Here is a 19,256-nt window from a genome sequence, read left to right as displayed (position 1 = left end):
TAATAATTACCGATCGTTATATATAAAACGAAGTAAGAGCGCATCCTAGCGATGCGCTCTTTGTCAATTTACACAGTTTTCTTCTCATTGGTTTGAACGATGATTGCTGCAATAACACCGCCCGTATATAAAATAGAGGAGATTATGCCACAAATTCCAAATGCCCCCATAGCAAAGATCCACCTAAGAGGATGTGGTTCTTCAATTGTTGCATAGTCAGGCAAATTATTTCCAAGCGTAATGCCAATAAAGATAGCGGCAACTATGCCTGTAATTAATGTATACACTGCCATTTTTCTAAGTAAATATCCGTTCACAGTCATGACCTCCTTTCCTTGTTTCATTCCCTATCGCGTTGCAACAAAACATAAAGGAAAGGACCATCCAAGAGTGATTAAATGGATATGTGGAATGAAAGGTATTGCAATGAAACATCTATGTTAAAATAAGTGCACACGATATTAAAGGAGTAAACTAATGAAAATGTTTGATCAACATCCATTTCTTAAAGATAACTGGGAAGCTGCAGGCTTTACTGACCTGTCAGAAGTCCAGGAACAAGCCATCCCTCGTATTTTAGAAGGTGAAGATCTTCTTGTAGAAGCTCCGACGGGGACAGGGAAAACTCTTGCCTACCTTCTTCCAATTATTCAAAAAATGGATCCGGAGAAGAAAAACACGCAGGCGATTATCCTTGCTCCAACACGAGAACTTGCGATGCAAGTATTTGAAGTCGCACAGGTTTTCTTAAAAGGGAGCGGCATGGCTGCAGCTTCGCTCATTGGTGGTGCCGCTTTGAAACGTCAGCTTGATAAACTAAAAAAACATCCACAGCTCGTTGTTGGTACTCCAAATCGCATTGCTGAATTGATTGATATGAAAAAGCTTAAAGTACATGAGGTTAAAACCATCGTAGCAGATGAGGCAGATCAGGTTCTTCACCCTTCTACGATCAAAGACGTTTCATTCATTACCCAGTCAGCTCTTCGTGATTGCCAGCTGCTCTTTTTTTCAGCTACACTTAGCGATAAAGTGACTCAACAGGCGAAGCAACTGTCTGATAACCCTTCTGTCCTAAGCATTGTCGCGACTGCTGAAGAGAAGAAAGCAATTGACCACAGCTACTATGTGACAAACCGACGAGAAAAGCCCGAATTACTGAGGAAATTAGCCCGAAAAGAAGGCGTCAAGGCACTGGCTTTTGTCAATAATAGTAACTACCTATCGCGTTTGAAAGACATTCTTGCAACGAAGAAAATTTCGTTTGATGTGTTAGATAGCTCTACGAACAAAACCGAGCGAAAAAATGTCTTAAATCGTTTCCGCAACGATCAAATTCAACTTCTATTAACAACAGACCTTGCAGCAAGAGGCCTTGACATCGATAATATTACCCACGTCTTCCATTACGACTTATCTGAGGATGCAAGAACGTATCTGCATCGTTCAGGGCGAACTGGACGAATGGGTAAAGAAGGATCAGTCGTTACCCTGCTTCTTCCCGGTGAAGAAAAGTATCTTGAGAAAATTACTCAGAAATTAGATCTTGAACTAACGAGAAGAAACGCGCCTCAATCACGAGGAAAGCGAAAATAACAGTGTTATTGTATAAAAAAGCTGCCTCCATTTGCTGAATAGTGAATGGAGGCAGCTTTTCCTTATTCATTAGTTTCGATCACCATTTAACATATCAAATAACCCTCTTGCCATGCTTCCTTCTCCTTTAGAGCCGCCATTCTGAGGCATTGCAGCAAAAACTCTGCTCGCAAGACGGCTGAAAGGGAGAGACTGAACCCAGACTGTGCCTGGCCCTTTCAGGGTGACAAAGAATAATCCTTCTCCTCCAAAGAGTGCCGTTTTCACGCCCTTCACAAACTCAATATCGTACTGTACCTCCTGAGTCAAAGCAACAAGACAACCCGTATCGAGCCTAAGCGTTTCACCTGGCTGGAGCTCTTTTCTATGTATCGTCCCTCCAGCATGGACAAATGCCATTCCATCGCCTTCAAGCTTTTGCATGATAAACCCTTCTCCACCAAAAAATCCTGTCCCAAGCTTTCTCTGAAGCTCGATCCCAACTGAGACCCCTTTTGCAGCTGCAAGAAAGGCATCCTTTTGACATATGATCTTCCCATTCCATTCACTAAGATCCATTGGAATAATTTTACCCGGATAAGGAGAAGCAAATGACACGCGTTTTTGATCCGTGCCCTGGTTCGTAAAGGCTGTCATAAACAAACTCTCTCCAGTAAGTACACGTTTTCCAGCACTGAACAGTTTCCCTACCATACCGCTGCGTTGCTCACTACCATCACCGAAGATCGTTTCCATTTCAATGTTTTCTTCCATCATCATAAGACCACCAGCCTCGGCTACAACCGTTTCTCCAGGATCAAGCTCTACTTCAACGAATTGCATATCATCCCCGTATAACTTGAAGTCGATTTCATGGTTGTTCATACCTCTCATCCCCCTTTTTAAATTTCTATTACTCTACGTTTCGAAAAATAATTTAGTTTCAAGAATATTATTTAAATAGTTTTGTGATTTGGCATGAGTCAGAAGCAAATATGAACCAGCAAAAAAACCTGCCTTACAAACAAAGCAGGTTACAAGCAATCTTATTTAGATCGAGCCATCTCTTTTGCATCAAGTGGAATGATTCGTTTCACCGTTCGACTCACTTCTTCGATATCAAAAGGCTTAGCAAAGTGGGTAATCGCACCTAGTCTCATAAATTCCTTTACAAGCTGAAGTTCGCCATAAGCCGTCATAAAAATAACTTGTACTTTTTCATCAAATTCTTTCAACGATTTAAATACTTCTATTCCGTCCATACCGGGCATTTTAAGGTCAAGCAACACGAGATCAGGAGATTCTTTTCTAACAATCTCAATTGCAGTCATTCCATTTGCAGCCTGGAGCGCCTGATACCCTTCTTTTTTAAATAGCTCACTTAACAGAACTCGAATACCATACTGGTCGTCCACTATTAATATTTTCTTCATTTTATGCCCACCTTTTTGCAAAATAGTCTCAGATCATGTGTCTTCCTATCAATATTGTGCATCAAAAAGGAGAGCATTGGAACATCTTCGCCGAAATTAGTCATAAGGTTACAAATCTCGCATATTTTTGCTAAAACTACCGTTCATTATTAAGAAATGAAAGCGCATTATTTAGGTTTGGCCGTCTTTTTTACCATTTTATAACTATTTGAGTGTTTTATGTTTTAAGTCAAACCGAAAGGGAATTGTAAGATTAGTATAAAATTAGGAGGGTTTATGAAACCATGAATGGTCCATCGAAGCAGGACATTAAAGCAATTGAGAAAAAAGCAAAGCAGGAGCAAAACGAAGCCTCTAAAGCCAGAAGCGTCGTACGAGAAGCAACAAAAGCAAATTCAATCCACTCTTCTTAAGTCACTGACCATAAGAATCGCCTTTAATAGCAGGGGAGTAATTCCTCTGCTTTTCATTTGCGCAAAAAAACAACCGCGAAAGGCGGTTGTTTTTGTTTTATTTGCGATATGTTCTCTTAAGCTCGAGTTCAGCTGCTTCATCAAGCGTTTCAGGGTGCTCAGGGTCTCTTGCGAGCGTTCGTTCAACGTCTTTTTCGATAACCTCATCAAACGTCTCTGCACCTTTTGTTTCAACGATGATCTTCTCAACATCACGCTCCACAACCGTTGAAACTGGTACTTCTGTTTCGTCTAATTCTGCTGCACGTTTTTTGGAATAACCACTAACGAGCATGTCTTCTTCTGCCCCGCCATTGTCTGTGTTACGATTTTTCACCTTGGACACCAGGTCATTCGACTTCGTTTTCACAGATTGAGCGAAAGCAGAAGATTTTTCTTTCACGTTCCCCGAAACTTCTATACTCTTATCCTTCGCTTTCGTCACTCCACCACTAATATCATTTCGAAGATCTTTACCAGATTTCGGTGCAAGCAATACGCCTGCTGCTGCACCTACAACACCGCCTGCAAGTGCTGCGATAGCTGGTCCTTTTAACTGACTCTCACGCTTCTCAGGAACTGATTGATCAATCCGAATAACTTCTCTAGTAGAAGATGAATATCCTTCAGGTGCAGGTTCACGTTCAACTTTCACATCATGATTAAATTTGGATTCCTTCATTGTTATCTCTCCTCTTTAACAGATTGAATATTCGATTTCTTAATCCGATACTTTTCCCACATTTCCAGAGCAGTACTGCCCCAATTCGCCGCTTCTGCTGCTGTTCCCTGCTTTTTGTCAACGCCTTTTTCTATCGATTTTCCTAACTTCGAAAAAGATTGCGTTAAACTTCTGAGAGAATTTCCTGTATCCTTCACTGATTCAAAAACAGGCTGAAATTGACCAATTTTTGTTTGAACATCATCAGTAAGAACGTTTGTTTTGTGAAGAAGCATGGTCGTTTCCTTCGTCAATCCATCAACTTGTCCCTGTAATGAATCGATCATTTCTGCTGTGTTTGATAATGTTTTCTCAGTAGACTTTAATACTTTAATAAGAAAGATACTTAATATCGCAAACACAAGTGCAATAACAGCTATGGCTACGTACAAAATAATTTCCACTATAAGTCCTCCTACTTTTCGAATATAGTTATCAATACCCGTGATTAGGAAAGATAATCATTAAATTCAAAAAACAGGCCAATGGAAATAGTTTGGTTTAATACAACTACACCTAATTAACTAGAAAAGACACGATGGGTTTGATTCTTCAGTTTATTAAATAATGGATTGGCCGCTTCTTCAGTTGATAAGTTCGTCATCAAACTTTCGTAGATTGATTCATAATACCACCTTTGCTGATCACGTCCTCGATTAAATCGTTGCCAGACTAATTTCCCTTCTTGTTCATAGTCGTATAGAATCGTAGTTAAATTATGAAGTTTGTCTGCGCAGGCAATTTGCTTGATCGAATAAGAAGCCGTTTTAAGTTTCTCGATCGTATGCCGCTTACGATCTTCCCACGGAAGACTTTTATCGGGCTCTGAGCAACCCAGAACAAGATTCGCAATTTCGATTCCAAATTCCGACTCAAGCTCATTAAAGCTAATCGACGTATCTTCTAGTACATCATGAAGAATACCTGCTGTTATGACTTTTTCTTCAGCCCCTGCCTCAATTAAATAGAATCCAACTGTCACCGGATGTGAGAGGTAAGGTAGTTTTGACCTTTTTCGGTATTGCCCGTCGTGTGCGATCGCGGACGTTTCAATAGCTTTCTCAATGATTCTCATAGGTCGGGTCCCCCTTCGCGTTATTACGCTTTATTGAAAATCGCTTTTGATAAGTAACCAATCTCCATATCCACTCCACTAGCCCATATCGAAAATACTGGAGCCAGATTCTACTGAACACAATTTGCAGTAAGAAAATAGCGATTACCAGGCCTACACCAGTACTTACCTCTATCGTTCCATACTGGCCAAGCCCATAGCTATAGAAGATAAGCGTGCCTATGAGCGACTGCAGTAGATAATTTGTCAGCGCCATCTTACCCATCCACTCAAAAGGCTTGACCCTCTTACCCGAATGATAAACCAATGAAATGGTTGCCATGTAAAATAAAGAAACCAGTGGCCCACCAAGACTGTCCTGAAGATGGGTGAAAGCAAAAGAATCGAATAAAAAAGGACTTAGCTTAACCGCAAATCCGAAGCCCCCGATCACCATGAGCTTTTTAACAATCAAAAGCGAATCGGGCGCTCCATTAAACCATCCCTTCTTCGCGAATCCTGCACCAAATAAGAAATACGGAAAAATCGAGAACAATAGGAAGACTCCATTGATGCCTCCATTCACATAGTACCAGTCACTTAGCCGCTGGCTCATTATGTCTAAATAACTACCCGAGCCGTAAATGGAAATAGATTGTTGGATAGCAGTTGGGTTATGACTTGTAAAATCAGTACTGCTAAACGGAAGCATAATTAAGAAAAGAATGATGGCATAGAAAAGCCAGATCACAAGGCCGATATTAATTAGTGAATGGCCTTCCAAACGGATGAAAACGAGAAGAAGGAGTCCACTTAAGCTATAGGTAAAGAGAATATCCCCGTGCCAGATGAACGTAAAGTGCAGAACACCAAGTAAAAATAAAAACAGCATTCTCTTCAGCATAATTGGTAGTAATGAGGCCCCTTTATCAATGATACGTTTTCGTAGAATGACAAACCCGTACCCAAACAAGAAAGAAAACAGAGGGTAAAAGCTTGCCTGTGCAAAGATATCGATTACATTCATCAGAAGTTGGTTCCATTGATTCCCCCAATAACCTAACTGATCAACGTACATCCATGGTGAATGGAAATCGACCATATTCACTAAAAAAATCCCCAGGAGCGCAAATCCACGCATGGCGTCAATTGAATGAATTCGTTCGTTTGATGAAATGGGGCTAAGTTTTGATTGTATCGTTCTCATCCTCTGTTTAGTATGACTTCAGTCTCGTTTTTTCGTTCCACATGAAAGAGACATTAACCTTCTATCTTGATGTACCCATTATAACCGACCCATATTATTTCAGGAAAAATTGTATCCAGTTGTATTCAATTTATTCTATAATGAGCACACACACAAATTATGGAAATAGACTTTATTTGAAACCCTTCATAAGTGAACATCGTCTTTTAGTTGAAGGGCTAAAGGAGGAAGGCGCCGCCTTGGGGAATAAACAACCAGCAGAAGAACCAGACCTAGACCTCACTAATAAGGAAGTGACTCTCGAAACCATCATGCATGATTATGGTGAAAGTGTCGTGTGGCTTGCCTTTAGTTATTTGAAAGATAAAGGGAAGTCCGAAGATATAGCGCAGGAAGTTTTTATTACATGCTACACAAGGTTAGAAACCTTTAATAAAGAAGCATCCCTTAAGTCATGGGTTTTAACAATTACGGCAAATAAATGCAAAGATGTACTCAAAAGCTGGCCCCATCGAAATATCGTATTTGGTCAATCGCTGTTAGGAACTTTTAAACATCCGGATTCAACTCCTGACATGGAATTAATGGGGTCTGAGGAAAACAAAGAACTCACCAGGAACATTCTAAAGCTCCCTATTAAATATAGAGAAGTGATATTCTTACACTATTTCGAAGAATTAAAAGTTCAAGAAATCAGCGAGTTTCTTTCCATTAAAGAGAATTCTGTCAAAACTAGACTCAGGCGGGCAAGAATGCTCTTAAAAGAAATGTATTAAGGAGGGGTATCAATGGAAGATCGACTTGAAAAGCTTCGCACCAAAATGCTCGATACAAAGGCAGTATCGTTTGATGATCGACACAAACAAAACATTCTCTCTACAGTAAATAGAGCCCCCTCCGCTAAAGGATTCTTAATGCTTCTTAAAGAAAACCTGCCAGCCTACCTGACTTATGTCGTCCTACTAATCATGTTAACAGGAACGGGGCTTTTCGCAGCCTCTGAAGCTGACCTGCTTCCTCTAAACGCTACGCCTGATCAGGTGAAACTTACCAAGGAGGAGTTATACAACGATGTATTAGGGTCTATAACTTATATTGATGACGAAAATGATCGCTATCAAGTACGATCCATCGCATCCACTTACCTCGCTAACTTTAACAACTGGAGAATTAGTGAAATGAATAGTCAGATTGAAAACCATCATGCCATCCTAATTCAAGGCAAAATTACTGAAGGATACTTTAATATGACCACTTTTACCTTATGGATTGAACCTAAGACCGGCCTGCCTTTAAATTTCGTCATTCGAAATCAAGAAAGCAGTGTGATAGAGGAATTCACCGTGCCACGTGAAGCAGTTTCAAAAGGAATTGGAAAGTAAATGAAGACATTCGCTCAACGGAACGAATGTCTTCATTATTACTTTTTACAAATATCATTAAGTACATCTGATGTATGTTCAAGTAGCGCACGATCAAGACCAGGTAACTCGTCCAGATCAATACTATTCATTAAATACTCATGAAACCGTTGGACATCCTGCTTAATAGATTGACGCTGTCCTTCCGCTGTCAATATGAGAGCATCTAAAATTCCGTTCAGTACCGACACATCATCTTTGCCGTAATGTCGAATTAGATAAAATGACTTATATAAGTATTGAAAAAATGGCTTCGGTGTTGTTAACACGCGAAGATTACGCGAATCATCAAAAAACGATTCCTTCGGGTGATACGTCTCGCCAATTTTGGAAAGGATGGTGCCGATTCGATTTGTACAATTGATCGCTGTATGAGGATCATTAACTGATGGTGAAATGGCTCGTAACGCTATTTCAACAAGCTTTTGGATGGAAAACTCTAAATCCTGATCATTGATACGCTCTGACCCAATCGCTATCGTATTTAAAATCGTGTTCTCCGAGAAGGAAGAAGGATCCGCTGGCCATACTGTAGCAATTCGAGAACCGCTCTTTACATAGTTACCTACGTCCGAATCTAAACGAATAACACCATCAATATCAGTGCCTATCTTGATTAATTTTTCATATGGGATAAATTGAATATAGCCCATCCTTTTGCTATATATAGGTACTCCCTCGACCTCTCTTAGCTCCCGTTCTTCCCAGCTATCCCACTTTTCAAATGTTGCTCCATCATGAAGTTCTGCTTTTGTATCCACTAAATGTAGAGATCTTCTAGTGATTTTTTCAATTAAATTGTTTACTTGGACAAACGTTGCAGAATGATGAATGAACAAGACGAAGAACAAAAGACAAGCAATAGCCAGGATCACCGTTAGTAACGGAGAAATAAGAATTCGACTGTCTTTCCCTGTTAGAAGAAGCATATTTACAAGTGAAAAAACAAACCCTGCTACAAAAACACCAAGAACATGCTGTGTAAAACGATCAGAGATAAAATCCTGAAGCGTTCTTGGTGAAAATTGAGAAGAGTATGTCGTTAAGACGACCATTATTGATGAAAACGAAATTGTTGTCATCGTTAGAATGGCTGTCACAAGCGGCGCATAGAGTGAGGATGCCACTTTTTCAGTAGCTAAAAATACCTTTGTCATGGTTCCATCAAGCTGAGATATGTAAACAATATCAATCCATGTACTCAGTGCAACGACGACGAGTGAAAGCAAGCCGTATACAATCGGAAGAAACCAGAAGCTATTGCGTAAATTAATAGATGTCTTGGAATAATTCATAATTAAAATATCCTCTTCAATAGTATGTCATTTTATTCTTGTTCCCTATCTTAAAGAAACATACCCACATTCATTCACATGGATATCATTACCATTCTATTTGATGCCCCCTCGCTAATAAACAAATGGTATTAATCGATAACGTTCTTTCCCCCATTCACGATAATAATCACCGATTGACTCAACAAGCATGCGTTCTTCCACGCCGATGCGATACAGCAATATAGGTGTGAGTAATAGTATAGAGATCAAAATCCCGACCCACGTCCCAAAATACAGTGGAATGCCTACCAAACTTAGAAGCAACCCTGTATAAAGAGGATGTCGTAATATCCTGTATGGTCCTGTGCTCACAACATCGAGTTTACTCTCTACAATAACATTTCTAATGGATAGACTAATTCCGAGAAGAATCAACAAATAGAAAACTGTTCACTCCTTTTCTTACCTCGCTTCATTATAAATTCACCAATCCAAATAACTGTTAATAGAACAAACAGCATATCCAGGAAGGTCATTGTCAGCGCTCCTTTTTCACATCATTACAGCAGTATATCAGACTTCAAATACCCTGTCTGATCCTTCCATGGCGCTCTTGCATAAAATAATTCTTTTATTCATCCTATTTATGAAAACCCTTACATAAACGCGTTATTTAAACTTACAAGTATACAAACAAACGAATAATTTGGATAAAAATGTTAATAAACCGCTACTCCCAGTCCGTAAATATAGTGGTAAGAACTCCTCTCATCTTCTAAGCGTATGTAACATGAGTTTAGAATGGGCATCGTCCATATTCTTAGTTATTCTCCATGTATTCGGACTATTTGGGCGCCTCGTGTTGTAAGCAGTTAACCGTTTGTTATACTCATAGAGTCAATTGATTAAAGCAATCACACATTTAACGGCAAGTTATATAGGAGTGAAATAATGAATCTAAACGACGAAAAGAAACGAATCGTAATTAAAATCGGAAGCAGCTCTTTAACGAGCAGACTTGGGGACATTAGCCGCAGAAAACTTGAAAGACTAGTTGATGACATCGTAATGCTTAAAGATGAAGGACATGAAGTTCTACTCGTATCATCAGGGGCAGTAGCCGCCGGCTATCGCCGTCTAGGATGCCTTGAACGTCCAACTTCCCTATCAGAAAAGCAGGCCGCCGCATCAATCGGTCAAGGACTTTTAATGGAAGCTTACTCAGAACGCTTCATTTCACACGGTTATACTGCTTCACAAATTCTGATTACGCGAAGTGACTTTTCTGATCGCAAAAGATACAACAATGCAAGAAATACCATTAATGTACTACTGGAACGCGGAATCGTTCCAATTGTTAATGAAAATGATACAGTTACGGTTGAACGCTTAAAATTCGGCGATAACGATACACTTTCAGCAAAAGTTGCAGCGCTTGTAAGTGCGGACCAACTCATTATTTTGTCTGACATTGATGGACTATATAGTGACGATCCAAGGAAGAATCCAGATGCAAAACTACTTGAACACGTTACAGAAATCACACCAGAAATTGAAGACTCAGCCGGTGAACCAGGAAGCTCAGTTGGAACTGGCGGAATGAGATCAAAAATCGATGCAGTTAAAATCGCTATGGCTTCCGGTACGCCATCCTTCCTTGGTAATGCTACAACAAAAGGGATTATTTATAATGCTGTTCACGAGTCGGCTAAAGGAACTTACTTTACGCCTGAAGGAAAGACAGAACTCGACAATAAGAAACAATGGATTGCATTTAATTCAGGTCCTGAAGGAGAAGTCATAATAACGGATAAAGCAAGCTCTGAAATTTCTGAGCACGAACGTAGTCTTCAACCCGTTGGTGTCCACTATGTTCATGGACACTTCAAACCAGGTGCCGTTGTCAAAATCACTGACATGGATGGAGAAGAAGTTGGACTCGGTGTTACTAATTATTCTTCCAAGCACCTTAAAATGATTAAAGGATTGTCAACAGAAGAAATCTCTGAGTTAATCGACATTTCTGTTAAAGAAGCCGTGCATATTAATGACTTTGTTTATCATGACCAACTAGCTATTCCACTCGGATCATAATAAAATAAAAATAAAACTACAGGAGGCGTTTGATGACTACTCTAGATCCAACTACAAAAGTAAATGTTAAAGAACAAGCAAAGCAGGCACAGGTGGCTTCCAAAGCCCTCTCCCTGCTTACGACGGAAGAAAAAAATCAAGCACTCTTAATTATTGCTGATGAACTAGAAAAAGAAACAGATTATATTCTCAAAGAAAATAAGAAAGACCTTGAGCGCGGGAAAGAAAAAGGGTTTACAGAAGCCTTTATGGATCGTTTAAGCTTAACGGAAGAACGCGTTAAAGAATTTGCGAACGGTCTTCGTGAAGTCGCAGACCTTGAAGACCCAGTTGGAGAAGTTATCTCTGATTGGTCACTTGATAACGGCATGCAGGTGGAACAGGTGCGTGTACCGCTTGGCGTTATTGGTATGATTTATGAAGCTCGTCCTAACGTAACCGTTGATGCGACTGGTCTTGCATTAAAGTCTGGTAACGCTATAGTTCTAAAAGGCGGTTCTAATGCGCTCAATTCTAATAAAGGGATTGTTCGTGTGATCCATGCAGCACTTCCCAAAACTAAGATTCCCGCTGAAGCAGTTCAGTTAATCGCTACAACAGATCGAGAAGCCACAAGCCAGCTCTTTACGATGAAAAAGCATATTGACGTCCTCATTCCTCGTGGAGGCGGAGCATTAATTAACACTGTTGTTAACAATGCAACAGTACCTGTATTAGAAACTGGCGTAGGAAATTGCCACATTTATTTCGATCAGGCAGCTGACTCAGAAAAAGCGATTAATATTTTAATAAACGCAAAGACAGATCGTCCTGCTGTTTGTAATGCTGTTGAAACGCTTATCGTGCACAAAAAGTGGCTTGAAGAGAACCAGGATCTTCTCGAAAAATCTCTAGCTGACAATAACATTAAAGTGCACGGTGATGAACACATCGTGAACACATTTAAAGATGCCGTACTTGCAGACGAAGATGACTGGAGCAACGAATATCTTGGACTTGAAATTGCTATTAAGACGGTCGAAAATACTCAAGAAGCAATTGACCATATCGAACAATATGGTACGAAGCACTCTGAAGCCATCATTACAGAAGATTCTAAATCCGCTTCGCTATTCCGTAGTCTAGTAGATGCTGCAGCCGTTTATCACAATGCCTCTACGCGTTTCACTGACGGATCTGCTCTTGGTTTTGGTGCAGAAATCGGTATTTCGACTCAGAAACTACATGCAAGAGGACCAATGGGTCTCCCTGCTCTAACAACAATTAAATATTGCATGACAGGTAATGGCCAAATTCGATAAAGTGAAACTTCCGTCAGAGGTGGGATTGATTCAACCCCTCTGATGGTTAGTTGAATCAATCGGACCTTAAGGGACAGTAAAATTCAACAGTGTAACTCCTTCGTAAAGAAGGGGTTATTTTTTTACTCTGATACATCACTTACAAATGAGTAACCTATAGGGATGAGCATAACTTTCGTTAATTTACAGTATACCCCTTATAATGGTAACCGACTGATAGGTAAAACATCGGACCTCTTGGGGACATATTAACCTCTACTTAAACGTGTATAGTATCCAAAGTACGGAGGTAGGGATTACTTGGATAAAAAGAAAGGATGATAGTCATGACCTATGAAAACTTGTATTCTTCAGAGCAACTTGGGAAGCTTTCATTGAAGAACCGCTTTATCGTTGCACCGATGACTCGTATTACAGCTACTGATGATGGTAGTGCGACAACAACAATGCGTGATTACTATGAGCGCTTTGCAAAAGGAGGTTTCGGTGCTGTCATTACGGAAGGGATTTATACAGATGAACTTTACAGTCAGGGCTATTTAAATCAACCCGGTCTAACGAATAAAAATCATATTGAAACCTGGAAAAACGTCATCTCAGCTGTTCATGATTATAATACACTGATCATCGCTCAACTGATGCACGCAGGTGGACAGAGTCAGGGGAATGCTTATACAGATATAACCATTGCACCTTCTGAAATCCCTCCAAAAGGTGAGCAGCTTGGCTTTTATGGTGGGTCTGGGACGTTTGATACTCCCAAAGCTCTATCATTGGATGAAATCAAAGAAGTTCGTCATTCCTTTATCCAAGCAGCTCGTCATGCAAAAGAAGCAGGATTTGATGGTGTTGAAATACATGGCGCAAACGGATACCTTCTTGACCAGTTTTTAACCGATTACTTAAATCACCGGTCTGATGAGTATGGTGGAACTCTCGAAAATCGCTTGAATCTGATCGTTGAAATTATTGAAGACGTTCGAAACGAAGTTGGAGAAGACTTTACTGTTGGGATCCGTCTTTCTCAAATAAAAGTAACTGATCCTGCCTATAAATGGCCAAAAGGTGAGGAAGCAGCAAAAACCATCTTCTCTACTCTTGAGCAAGGTCTCGATTATATTCATGTGACCGAGCCGGATGCTACTCAATCTGCGTTTGGAGATGGAACGAAAACATTAGCAGCTGCGGCAAAAGCATATAGTAGCATACCTGTTATCGCAAACGGCCAGCTTGGTGACCCAGAAAAGGCGAGTAGCTTGGTTAGTCAAAAAGACGCTGATTTTGTAAGTCTTGGCACAAGCGCGCTTGCTAATCCTGATTACCCTAACCGTCTCGCAAGTGGAAAAGATCTAAAAGTATTTGATTTTGAAAGTACCCTTCTCCCTCTTGCTTATATTAAAGAACACGAAATAAAAGCAGAAATCGTAAAAACATAAATAAATCCCTCTCCAATCTTTTTGAGAGGGATTTATTATGAAATCATTTTCAATAAACGACTTTCAAAATCGGATTATTTCATTCTCTACTTTTCTTCAAATTTATTTGTGATACAAGTTAATAAGGAAGTAAGCGACCTGACATCAATTTCAACAGATCACATTAAACATACAAAGAATCTCAACAAACAAACATTGAAAACGATCATAGAACAAATTGATTCCAGAATCAGTAGGCTTCTTTTTACAAGAATTGCGTGAAACAAGATTATGATATTTTCATTGAGTGATGAAAAGAGAAAATTTCTGCTAATAGAAAAGCCTGCCATCTCTGGCAGGCTTTTCGTCATTAATAGGAAGATTCTTTTGGGGAAGGCGGATTCTGATAGGCAAGCACAGTTTTACATTGTGGAAGTGCAAAATGAATGATTTTCCCTAACATATAGGCAATCAATAAGCTGCCTATACCAACCGGGCCACCAAGCGCCCACCCCAGCAACAGTATAGCAACTTCAATTCCATTTCTAACCCAATCAATTCTCCAACCGGTCTTTTCAACAATAAGAAGCATAATCCCATCGCGTGGACCAGCTCCAAGCCCAGAAGTAACATATAACCCAATACCATATCCAAGTACGATCACACCAGCTAGGAAGACAATCGCCTGTGCAAGTAACGGTTCTGGATCAGGGAGGATGTATAGAAAGAAGTCAATAAAAAATCCGAGAAGCAGCATATTTAGAAATGCCCCTGCCTGCGGATACGACTTAGTATAAAGTGATGTAAAAACCAGTAATAGAAAGCCAGTAATAATGGACCAGCTTCCAATTGTTAAGCCAAACTGCTTATATAATCCATAATGGAAAACATCCCAGGGACCTATTCCAAATGTTTTTCCCTTAATCGTCATAGCAATACCAAGGCCTAGAATGGCAAGACCTATGAAAAAGAATGCCCACCGAATGATTGTATTACGCATTAAAAGTTCCCTCTCTTGCACCACAAATTTAAACCTTTGAAACTATATCATAGGAGTGAAAACATATAAACCACCCGGCAAACTAGGGTATATCCTCTGTTATCTGTATTTTTAAAGCTCAAAAAAACTGCCTGATTAGAGAATCAGACAGTCGGTTAATTGCTATATAATTAGTTAAGCACCGTTACAGTAACTGTCTTACGACCAAAGTCTAGTGCATCCTGGCGATCGGCCATAAATAGATCAATGCGATTTCCCTGGATAGCACCGCCGGTATCACCAGCAATGGCTTCACCATAACCTTCTACATGTACTTTAGATCCTAGTGGGATAACGTCAGGGTCAACAGCGATTACTTTTTGATTTGGATTAGCTCTCAAATCAATTCCTGTAGCTGTTACACCTGAGCAACCTGTACAAAATGCTGTGTAAGCTGTTGCTTCAACTTGTATTTCCTGTCCACTCGCTTCTGAAGATTTGCTTTCAGTGTTTGATTCTTTAGCAGGCGTGGAATTAGAAGTAGTAGATGTTTGAACTGCTTCTTTATTAGCTGCTTGCTTAGGTGCAGGAGTGCTGCCACCAGTTAATGCAGACCACGTATTTTTACCTGCAATACCATCAACTGAAAGACCGTTATCAGCCTGGAATGCACGTACAGCTTGTGCTGTAATCGGACCATAAATTCCGTCTACTGTGTAGTTATAATATCCACCAAGCTCTTCTTGTAGTGCTGAAACGGAATGACCGCGGTCACCCTGTACTAGCGTGCGTTGAGCTTGTCCATTATTTACGTTTTGAATTGCTGAGAATGTATTTGGACCTGCGATGCCGTCAACCGAAAGACCGTGATCTTTCTGGAATTGCTTTATAGCACCTTCAGTAATTGATCCGTAGTATCCTGTAGATTCATCATAGTTGAAATACCCTTTGGCTGACAGTACATCCTGTAACTCGACGACGTCGCCGTGTTTTTCACCATAAGAAAGTGTTTGATCTCCTAGTGCCGCCTCTGAAACTACCGGACTAGCAAACATCATTCCAGCTAGTGCTGTGGATGTTACAACGTTCCTTACAATGTTTTTACGAGCTACCATGTACACATTCCTCCTGAGAGTTTTTAATATTGGTGTTGTTTTGTTTTTTTCTCAATCACCCATGTTCCACATGATACCAGGCCAATATAACACAGTGATTTTAGTCCAATAACAAGTCGGTTACATAAATATGACAGATTAATACGGAATTTATAACATTTGCACAAATTAGTACTTTAGTTCTATTTACATGAGGGTTTTATTACAATTGTTTCAATAAATGCGGAAAAACCTTATTTTTTGGTTCTTCAAAAAGAACGAAAACAAAAGAAACTTTTATATAATCATGTAAATAAAGGATTTGATAGACTTTTTTTCCTATGTCAATTGCGCTACTCTAAACACATCCATTGTTCATTTAATAGAAAGAATGATTCCTTTAATTAATAGAACCACCTATTCCTTTCATTCGTTGACAGCAAGTCCCCATATGTTCCTCGATTAGAATTTCCATCATCCAAGAACACTACATAACCATTTAAAGTAATTCTCTCTCCATCCTGGGATCTAGTCCAACATCATAAGAGCGACATTCTCCCTACTACTATGTTAGTTCTATAACAAAAAAATAACCCCACCTGATTAAAGGTGGAGATTATTTCGTGTTTATGAAAGTAATTAAATTATCTACCCATGCTTTCACGTAATCCTTTGACAAAAATCAGGCGGTTCCAAGTACTTATCTACCAGCCGAGATGATCGTCCTTAAGACATCCTCGTTCATGTCAAGGGGTTCAAGATTGCTCTCCTGAAGTAATTGTTTCGTATTCGAATCATCAAAGGTTAGCGTTTTTTCTAAATATTTACGAAAAACTTTCATAGGTTCATTAAACTTCATTTCTTGTTCTGTAAGCTCCCCATCATAATTAGTGGGAACTAATTCAACCTGATCAAAATCAAGCCCTGCTTTTAAAAATTCAAAAACCATTTGATTCGTAGGAGGGTTCGAATTCGTAATATGATAAATTTTATCACTCCTGGAATGCTCCAGGGCAGCCATCAAGACATTGATTACATAGTCTACCGGAACCAAATTCTGAGCTGTATGTTGAGCACATAAGAATTTGATCTTCCCATCCAGTGTTTCCTTTTTCCGTTGCATTCTCTTTTTCATGATTTCAAAGCTTCTGATCACACCATATAAGGCAAATGTTGTCTCTGCTTCTCCCGTTTTGGAATCACCAACAATAATAGATGGCCTGAAAATACTGACATGGAAGTAATCTTTATAGTCAAATACAAGATGTTCGGCATGACATTTACTTTCTTCATAGTAATTAACGAAACGGTTATTGATGGGATGCAACTTTTCACTTGCATACAGTTGATGTCCCAGCGTATACGCCGTACTAACATGGTAAAACTTCTTTGTTTTAATCGCTTTTGCAAGCTCTAATATGTTCCTTGTACCGTTCACATTTATATGGAATGTTGATTCCTTTTCACTATCATCAAAAGAAAGATACGCTGCGATATGATAAACAGAATCAATGGTGTCTTTTAATACACCCAACGTTTCTCTGGAGACCCCCACCTGATCTTTCGTAATATTCCCTTCCATAATGAATAAATTGCTTTGCAGTTCAGTTGGTAATGACTTTATTAAGTTATCAGCTTTTCGCTCATTCCGAACTAATGCATATACTGTATGCCCTTCCCTTAGTAGCCTTATCGTCAGTTGCTTCCCTACAAACCCCGTGGCACCTGTTAAGAGTATATTCATGTTGTTATTCCCCTCACCTAACCTATCTATTGAAAACCTTAGTAATTTAAATTTGATTTGTTACACATTCTTAAAAGTTTAGCATAGAAACCTAAATTAAACATCAAGAATGGAAGGGTTATCATGATAATATTTCACAAAATGAATAAATAGAAAGAACCCCATGCCGAGCAAGGGGGTTCGCTGCTATGAAAAGACTAATCTGTTTCTAGTACTACAGCTGTTATCAACATGAACCATTAGGATTGGGTACAGACTTATATAAGTCGATTGCAGAAATATGAAGGTTGTTCAACATTTTAAGCCCGGTATACCTTTCCCGAAGATGGTGGGCTTCAGATAGAGCGTTTGAAAGCAGAGACTCTGATATTCCTAAATCACTTGTAGTCATTGGAGCTTCTAGAACTCCTAACCATCCCATTAGCTGCTCCTCGGTTGGCAGTTGAGAATAAGCCTCCTTTATTTCATCCCACATTATGATTTTATCTTTTAATTCCATTTCAGCATTGTCTTTCACTAGCTCTCGATAAATCGCAGTCATAATAACTGTAGCTACCCCAACCTTCTCGCCATGAAGCAAAGCTCTCTTTCCTTGCTTAATATAGTTCATTTCCCAGTAGTGAGAAAGGTGATGCTCAGCCCCAGAAGCTGGTCTTGAATTACCAAGGATCATCATAATCACTCCCGAAGTTATTAGGGATTCCATTAAAGTATGAAGCCCCTTTGAGCTCAAGCTTGCGATCTCGTCGACCTGTTGAACACAAACTTCCAAAGCACTACTAGTGATTGCGGCAGCACTTGAACAATAAGGTTCGTTCCCTAACAAATGAGATACTTTCCAATCTGCGAGAGAGGTAAATTTTCCAAGCATGTCACCGTACCCGGCTGCCGTCATCCGTTTAGGAGCGTTTTTCAATATCGACAAATCCGCAAAAAGGGCAATAGGACATACCGTTTGAATTGTTTGTTTCACACCTTTTAATATTAATGGCGCGCCGGCTGATGTAAAACCATCTACTGAAGCTGCTGTTGGAACCGAAATCATTGGAACATTTCGCTGTTGGCATATAAATCGAGTAATATCATGTAAAGTACCTGATCCAATTGCAATGATCACATCAGTGTTATACGGTAAGTCTATTAATACCTGAACCAGTGTTTGTTCGTCTGCTACAACTTCTCCCAGTTGATTTGTTTGAACCGTACAAACATAAGCGTTGATGCCAATTTCATTTAGGCTATCAGTAACTTGATTTCCAGCTGCCAGAAAGGTATTAGCATCACATACAATACTTACAAATTGATAATCCTTAGATTCAATATAAAATGAGAGATTACTTAAAACGTTATGACCTATATCTAATCGTTCAAGCGGAATAGAGTGATGCTTACGTCCACAATCACAGTTTTCCATTTTATTTTGAATAGTTTCAAGAATATCAACCATATTTTCGACACTCCTTTACTAATTTAAATCCTTCCAATAAAA

At 39.5% G+C, this 19,256-nt stretch carries 20 protein-coding genes; 7 read left to right on the top strand and 13 right to left on the bottom strand.

From position 1 onward, the window contains the following. Positions 1 to 68: 68 nt before the first annotated feature. On the bottom strand, positions 69 to 317 hold the full coding sequence (locus ABFG93_RS16830) for a hypothetical protein (RefSeq protein ID WP_347549165.1): 249 nt from the start codon (positions 315 to 317) through the stop codon (positions 69 to 71). Positions 318 to 477: 160 nt separating this feature from the next. Here ABFG93_RS16830 and ABFG93_RS16825 point away from each other — a divergent pair, with 160 nt between their 5' ends. After that, positions 478 to 1,596, top strand: coding sequence for a DEAD/DEAH box helicase (locus tag ABFG93_RS16825; protein WP_347549164.1), 1,119 nt, complete (start codon positions 478 to 480; stop codon positions 1,594 to 1,596). A gap of 69 nt (positions 1,597 to 1,665) precedes the next feature. Here the strand turns inward: ABFG93_RS16825 and ABFG93_RS16820 are convergent, their stop codons facing one another. Both ABFG93_RS16820 and ABFG93_RS16815 read right to left on the bottom strand, forming a co-directional pair. Further along, on the bottom strand, positions 1,666 to 2,460 hold the full coding sequence (locus tag ABFG93_RS16820; RefSeq protein ID WP_347549163.1) for a TIGR00266 family protein: 795 nt from the start codon (positions 2,458 to 2,460) through the stop codon (positions 1,666 to 1,668). Between the two features lie 161 nt (positions 2,461 to 2,621). Continuing rightward, positions 2,622 to 3,008, bottom strand: coding sequence for a response regulator (locus tag ABFG93_RS16815; protein ID WP_347549162.1), 387 nt, complete (start codon positions 3,006 to 3,008; stop codon positions 2,622 to 2,624). 284 nt (positions 3,009 to 3,292) lie between these two features. On the opposite strand from ABFG93_RS16815, the gene ABFG93_RS16810 reads away from it, so the two are divergent. Continuing rightward, positions 3,293 to 3,421, top strand: a complete 129-nt coding sequence (locus ABFG93_RS16810) for a hypothetical protein (RefSeq protein WP_347549161.1) — start codon at positions 3,293 to 3,295, stop codon at positions 3,419 to 3,421. Positions 3,422 to 3,518: 97 nt separating this feature from the next. Here the strand turns inward: ABFG93_RS16810 and ABFG93_RS16805 are convergent, their stop codons facing one another. From ABFG93_RS16805 to ABFG93_RS16790, 4 genes are all read right to left on the bottom strand, one after another. Then, the gene (locus ABFG93_RS16805) at positions 3,519 to 4,142 is read right to left on the bottom strand and encodes a YtxH domain-containing protein (protein ID WP_347549160.1); all 624 of its coding nucleotides are present in this window, start codon (positions 4,140 to 4,142) and stop codon (positions 3,519 to 3,521) included. Between the two features lie 2 nt (positions 4,143 to 4,144). Further along, positions 4,145 to 4,585 (bottom strand): DUF948 domain-containing protein, encoded by a 441-nt coding sequence (locus tag ABFG93_RS16800; protein ID WP_347549159.1) that lies wholly within the window; start codon positions 4,583 to 4,585, stop codon positions 4,145 to 4,147. A gap of 116 nt (positions 4,586 to 4,701) precedes the next feature. Then, the gene (locus ABFG93_RS16795) at positions 4,702 to 5,256 is read right to left on the bottom strand and encodes an HD domain-containing protein (protein ID WP_347549158.1); all 555 of its coding nucleotides are present in this window, start codon (positions 5,254 to 5,256) and stop codon (positions 4,702 to 4,704) included. Then, positions 5,243 to 6,337, bottom strand: coding sequence for a DUF418 domain-containing protein (locus tag ABFG93_RS16790; RefSeq protein ID WP_347552875.1), 1,095 nt, complete (start codon positions 6,335 to 6,337; stop codon positions 5,243 to 5,245). The genes ABFG93_RS16795 and ABFG93_RS16790 overlap by 14 nt, the downstream gene beginning before the upstream one ends. Positions 6,338 to 6,681: 344 nt before the next feature. Between ABFG93_RS16790 and ABFG93_RS16785 the strand changes: the two genes are divergently transcribed. Beyond that, the gene (locus ABFG93_RS16785; RefSeq protein ID WP_347549157.1) at positions 6,682 to 7,218 is read left to right on the top strand and encodes a sigma-70 family RNA polymerase sigma factor; all 537 of its coding nucleotides are present in this window, start codon (positions 6,682 to 6,684) and stop codon (positions 7,216 to 7,218) included. Positions 7,219 to 7,230: 12 nt separating this feature from the next. Then, complete coding sequence (locus ABFG93_RS16780; protein ID WP_347549156.1) at positions 7,231 to 7,824, top strand: hypothetical protein; 594 nt, start codon at positions 7,231 to 7,233, stop codon at positions 7,822 to 7,824. A 38-nt stretch (positions 7,825 to 7,862) separates the two neighbouring features. On the opposite strand, the gene ABFG93_RS16775 is transcribed toward ABFG93_RS16780, so the two are convergent. Continuing rightward, positions 7,863 to 9,158: a DUF2254 domain-containing protein gene (locus ABFG93_RS16775; protein ID WP_347549155.1), complete on the bottom strand. Its 1,296-nt coding sequence runs from the start codon at positions 9,156 to 9,158 to the stop codon at positions 7,863 to 7,865. Positions 9,159 to 9,272: 114 nt separating this feature from the next. Further along, positions 9,273 to 9,578 carry a methyltransferase family protein gene (locus ABFG93_RS16770; RefSeq protein WP_347549154.1) on the bottom strand — a complete coding sequence of 102 codons (306 nt, stop codon included), beginning with the start codon at positions 9,576 to 9,578 and terminating at the stop codon, positions 9,273 to 9,275. A gap of 513 nt (positions 9,579 to 10,091) precedes the next feature. Here ABFG93_RS16770 and proB point away from each other — a divergent pair. The 3 genes from proB (at position 10,092) to ABFG93_RS16755 (ending at position 13,971) form a co-directional block, all read left to right on the top strand. After that, the gene (gene proB, locus ABFG93_RS16765; RefSeq protein ID WP_347549153.1) at positions 10,092 to 11,234 is read left to right on the top strand and encodes a glutamate 5-kinase; all 1,143 of its coding nucleotides are present in this window, start codon (positions 10,092 to 10,094) and stop codon (positions 11,232 to 11,234) included. Positions 11,235 to 11,266: 32 nt separating this feature from the next. Continuing rightward, positions 11,267 to 12,535: a glutamate-5-semialdehyde dehydrogenase gene (locus ABFG93_RS16760; protein WP_347549152.1), complete on the top strand. Its 1,269-nt coding sequence runs from the start codon at positions 11,267 to 11,269 to the stop codon at positions 12,533 to 12,535. A 326-nt stretch (positions 12,536 to 12,861) separates the two neighbouring features. Further along, entirely contained in the window at positions 12,862 to 13,971 is a 1,110-nt protein-coding gene (locus ABFG93_RS16755; protein ID WP_347549151.1) for an NADH:flavin oxidoreductase, read from the top strand. A gap of 349 nt (positions 13,972 to 14,320) precedes the next feature. Here ABFG93_RS16755 and ABFG93_RS16750 read toward each other — a convergent pair whose 3' ends face one another. The 4 genes from ABFG93_RS16750 to ABFG93_RS16735 all read right to left on the bottom strand — a co-directional run bounded on the left by ABFG93_RS16750 (position 14,321) and on the right by ABFG93_RS16735 (position 19,214). Further along, on the bottom strand, positions 14,321 to 14,950 hold the full coding sequence (locus ABFG93_RS16750; RefSeq protein ID WP_347549150.1) for a YczE/YyaS/YitT family protein: 630 nt from the start codon (positions 14,948 to 14,950) through the stop codon (positions 14,321 to 14,323). Between the two features lie 170 nt (positions 14,951 to 15,120). Then, on the bottom strand, positions 15,121 to 16,044 hold the full coding sequence (locus ABFG93_RS16745) for a peptidoglycan-binding protein (RefSeq protein WP_347549149.1): 924 nt from the start codon (positions 16,042 to 16,044) through the stop codon (positions 15,121 to 15,123). Between the two features lie 679 nt (positions 16,045 to 16,723). Then, complete coding sequence (locus ABFG93_RS16740) at positions 16,724 to 17,767, bottom strand: SDR family NAD(P)-dependent oxidoreductase (RefSeq protein WP_347549147.1); 1,044 nt, start codon at positions 17,765 to 17,767, stop codon at positions 16,724 to 16,726. A gap of 226 nt (positions 17,768 to 17,993) precedes the next feature. Next, positions 17,994 to 19,214: a sn-glycerol-1-phosphate dehydrogenase gene (locus ABFG93_RS16735; protein ID WP_347549146.1), complete on the bottom strand. Its 1,221-nt coding sequence runs from the start codon at positions 19,212 to 19,214 to the stop codon at positions 17,994 to 17,996. Positions 19,215 to 19,256: the final 42 nt, after the last annotated feature.

It is taken from the genome of Pseudalkalibacillus hwajinpoensis, assembly GCF_039851965.1.
GTDB classification, from domain to species: Bacteria; Bacillota; Bacilli; order Bacillales; family Guptibacillaceae; genus Guptibacillus; species Guptibacillus hwajinpoensis_E.
This window is presented reverse-complemented; position numbering and strand designations above follow the sequence as displayed.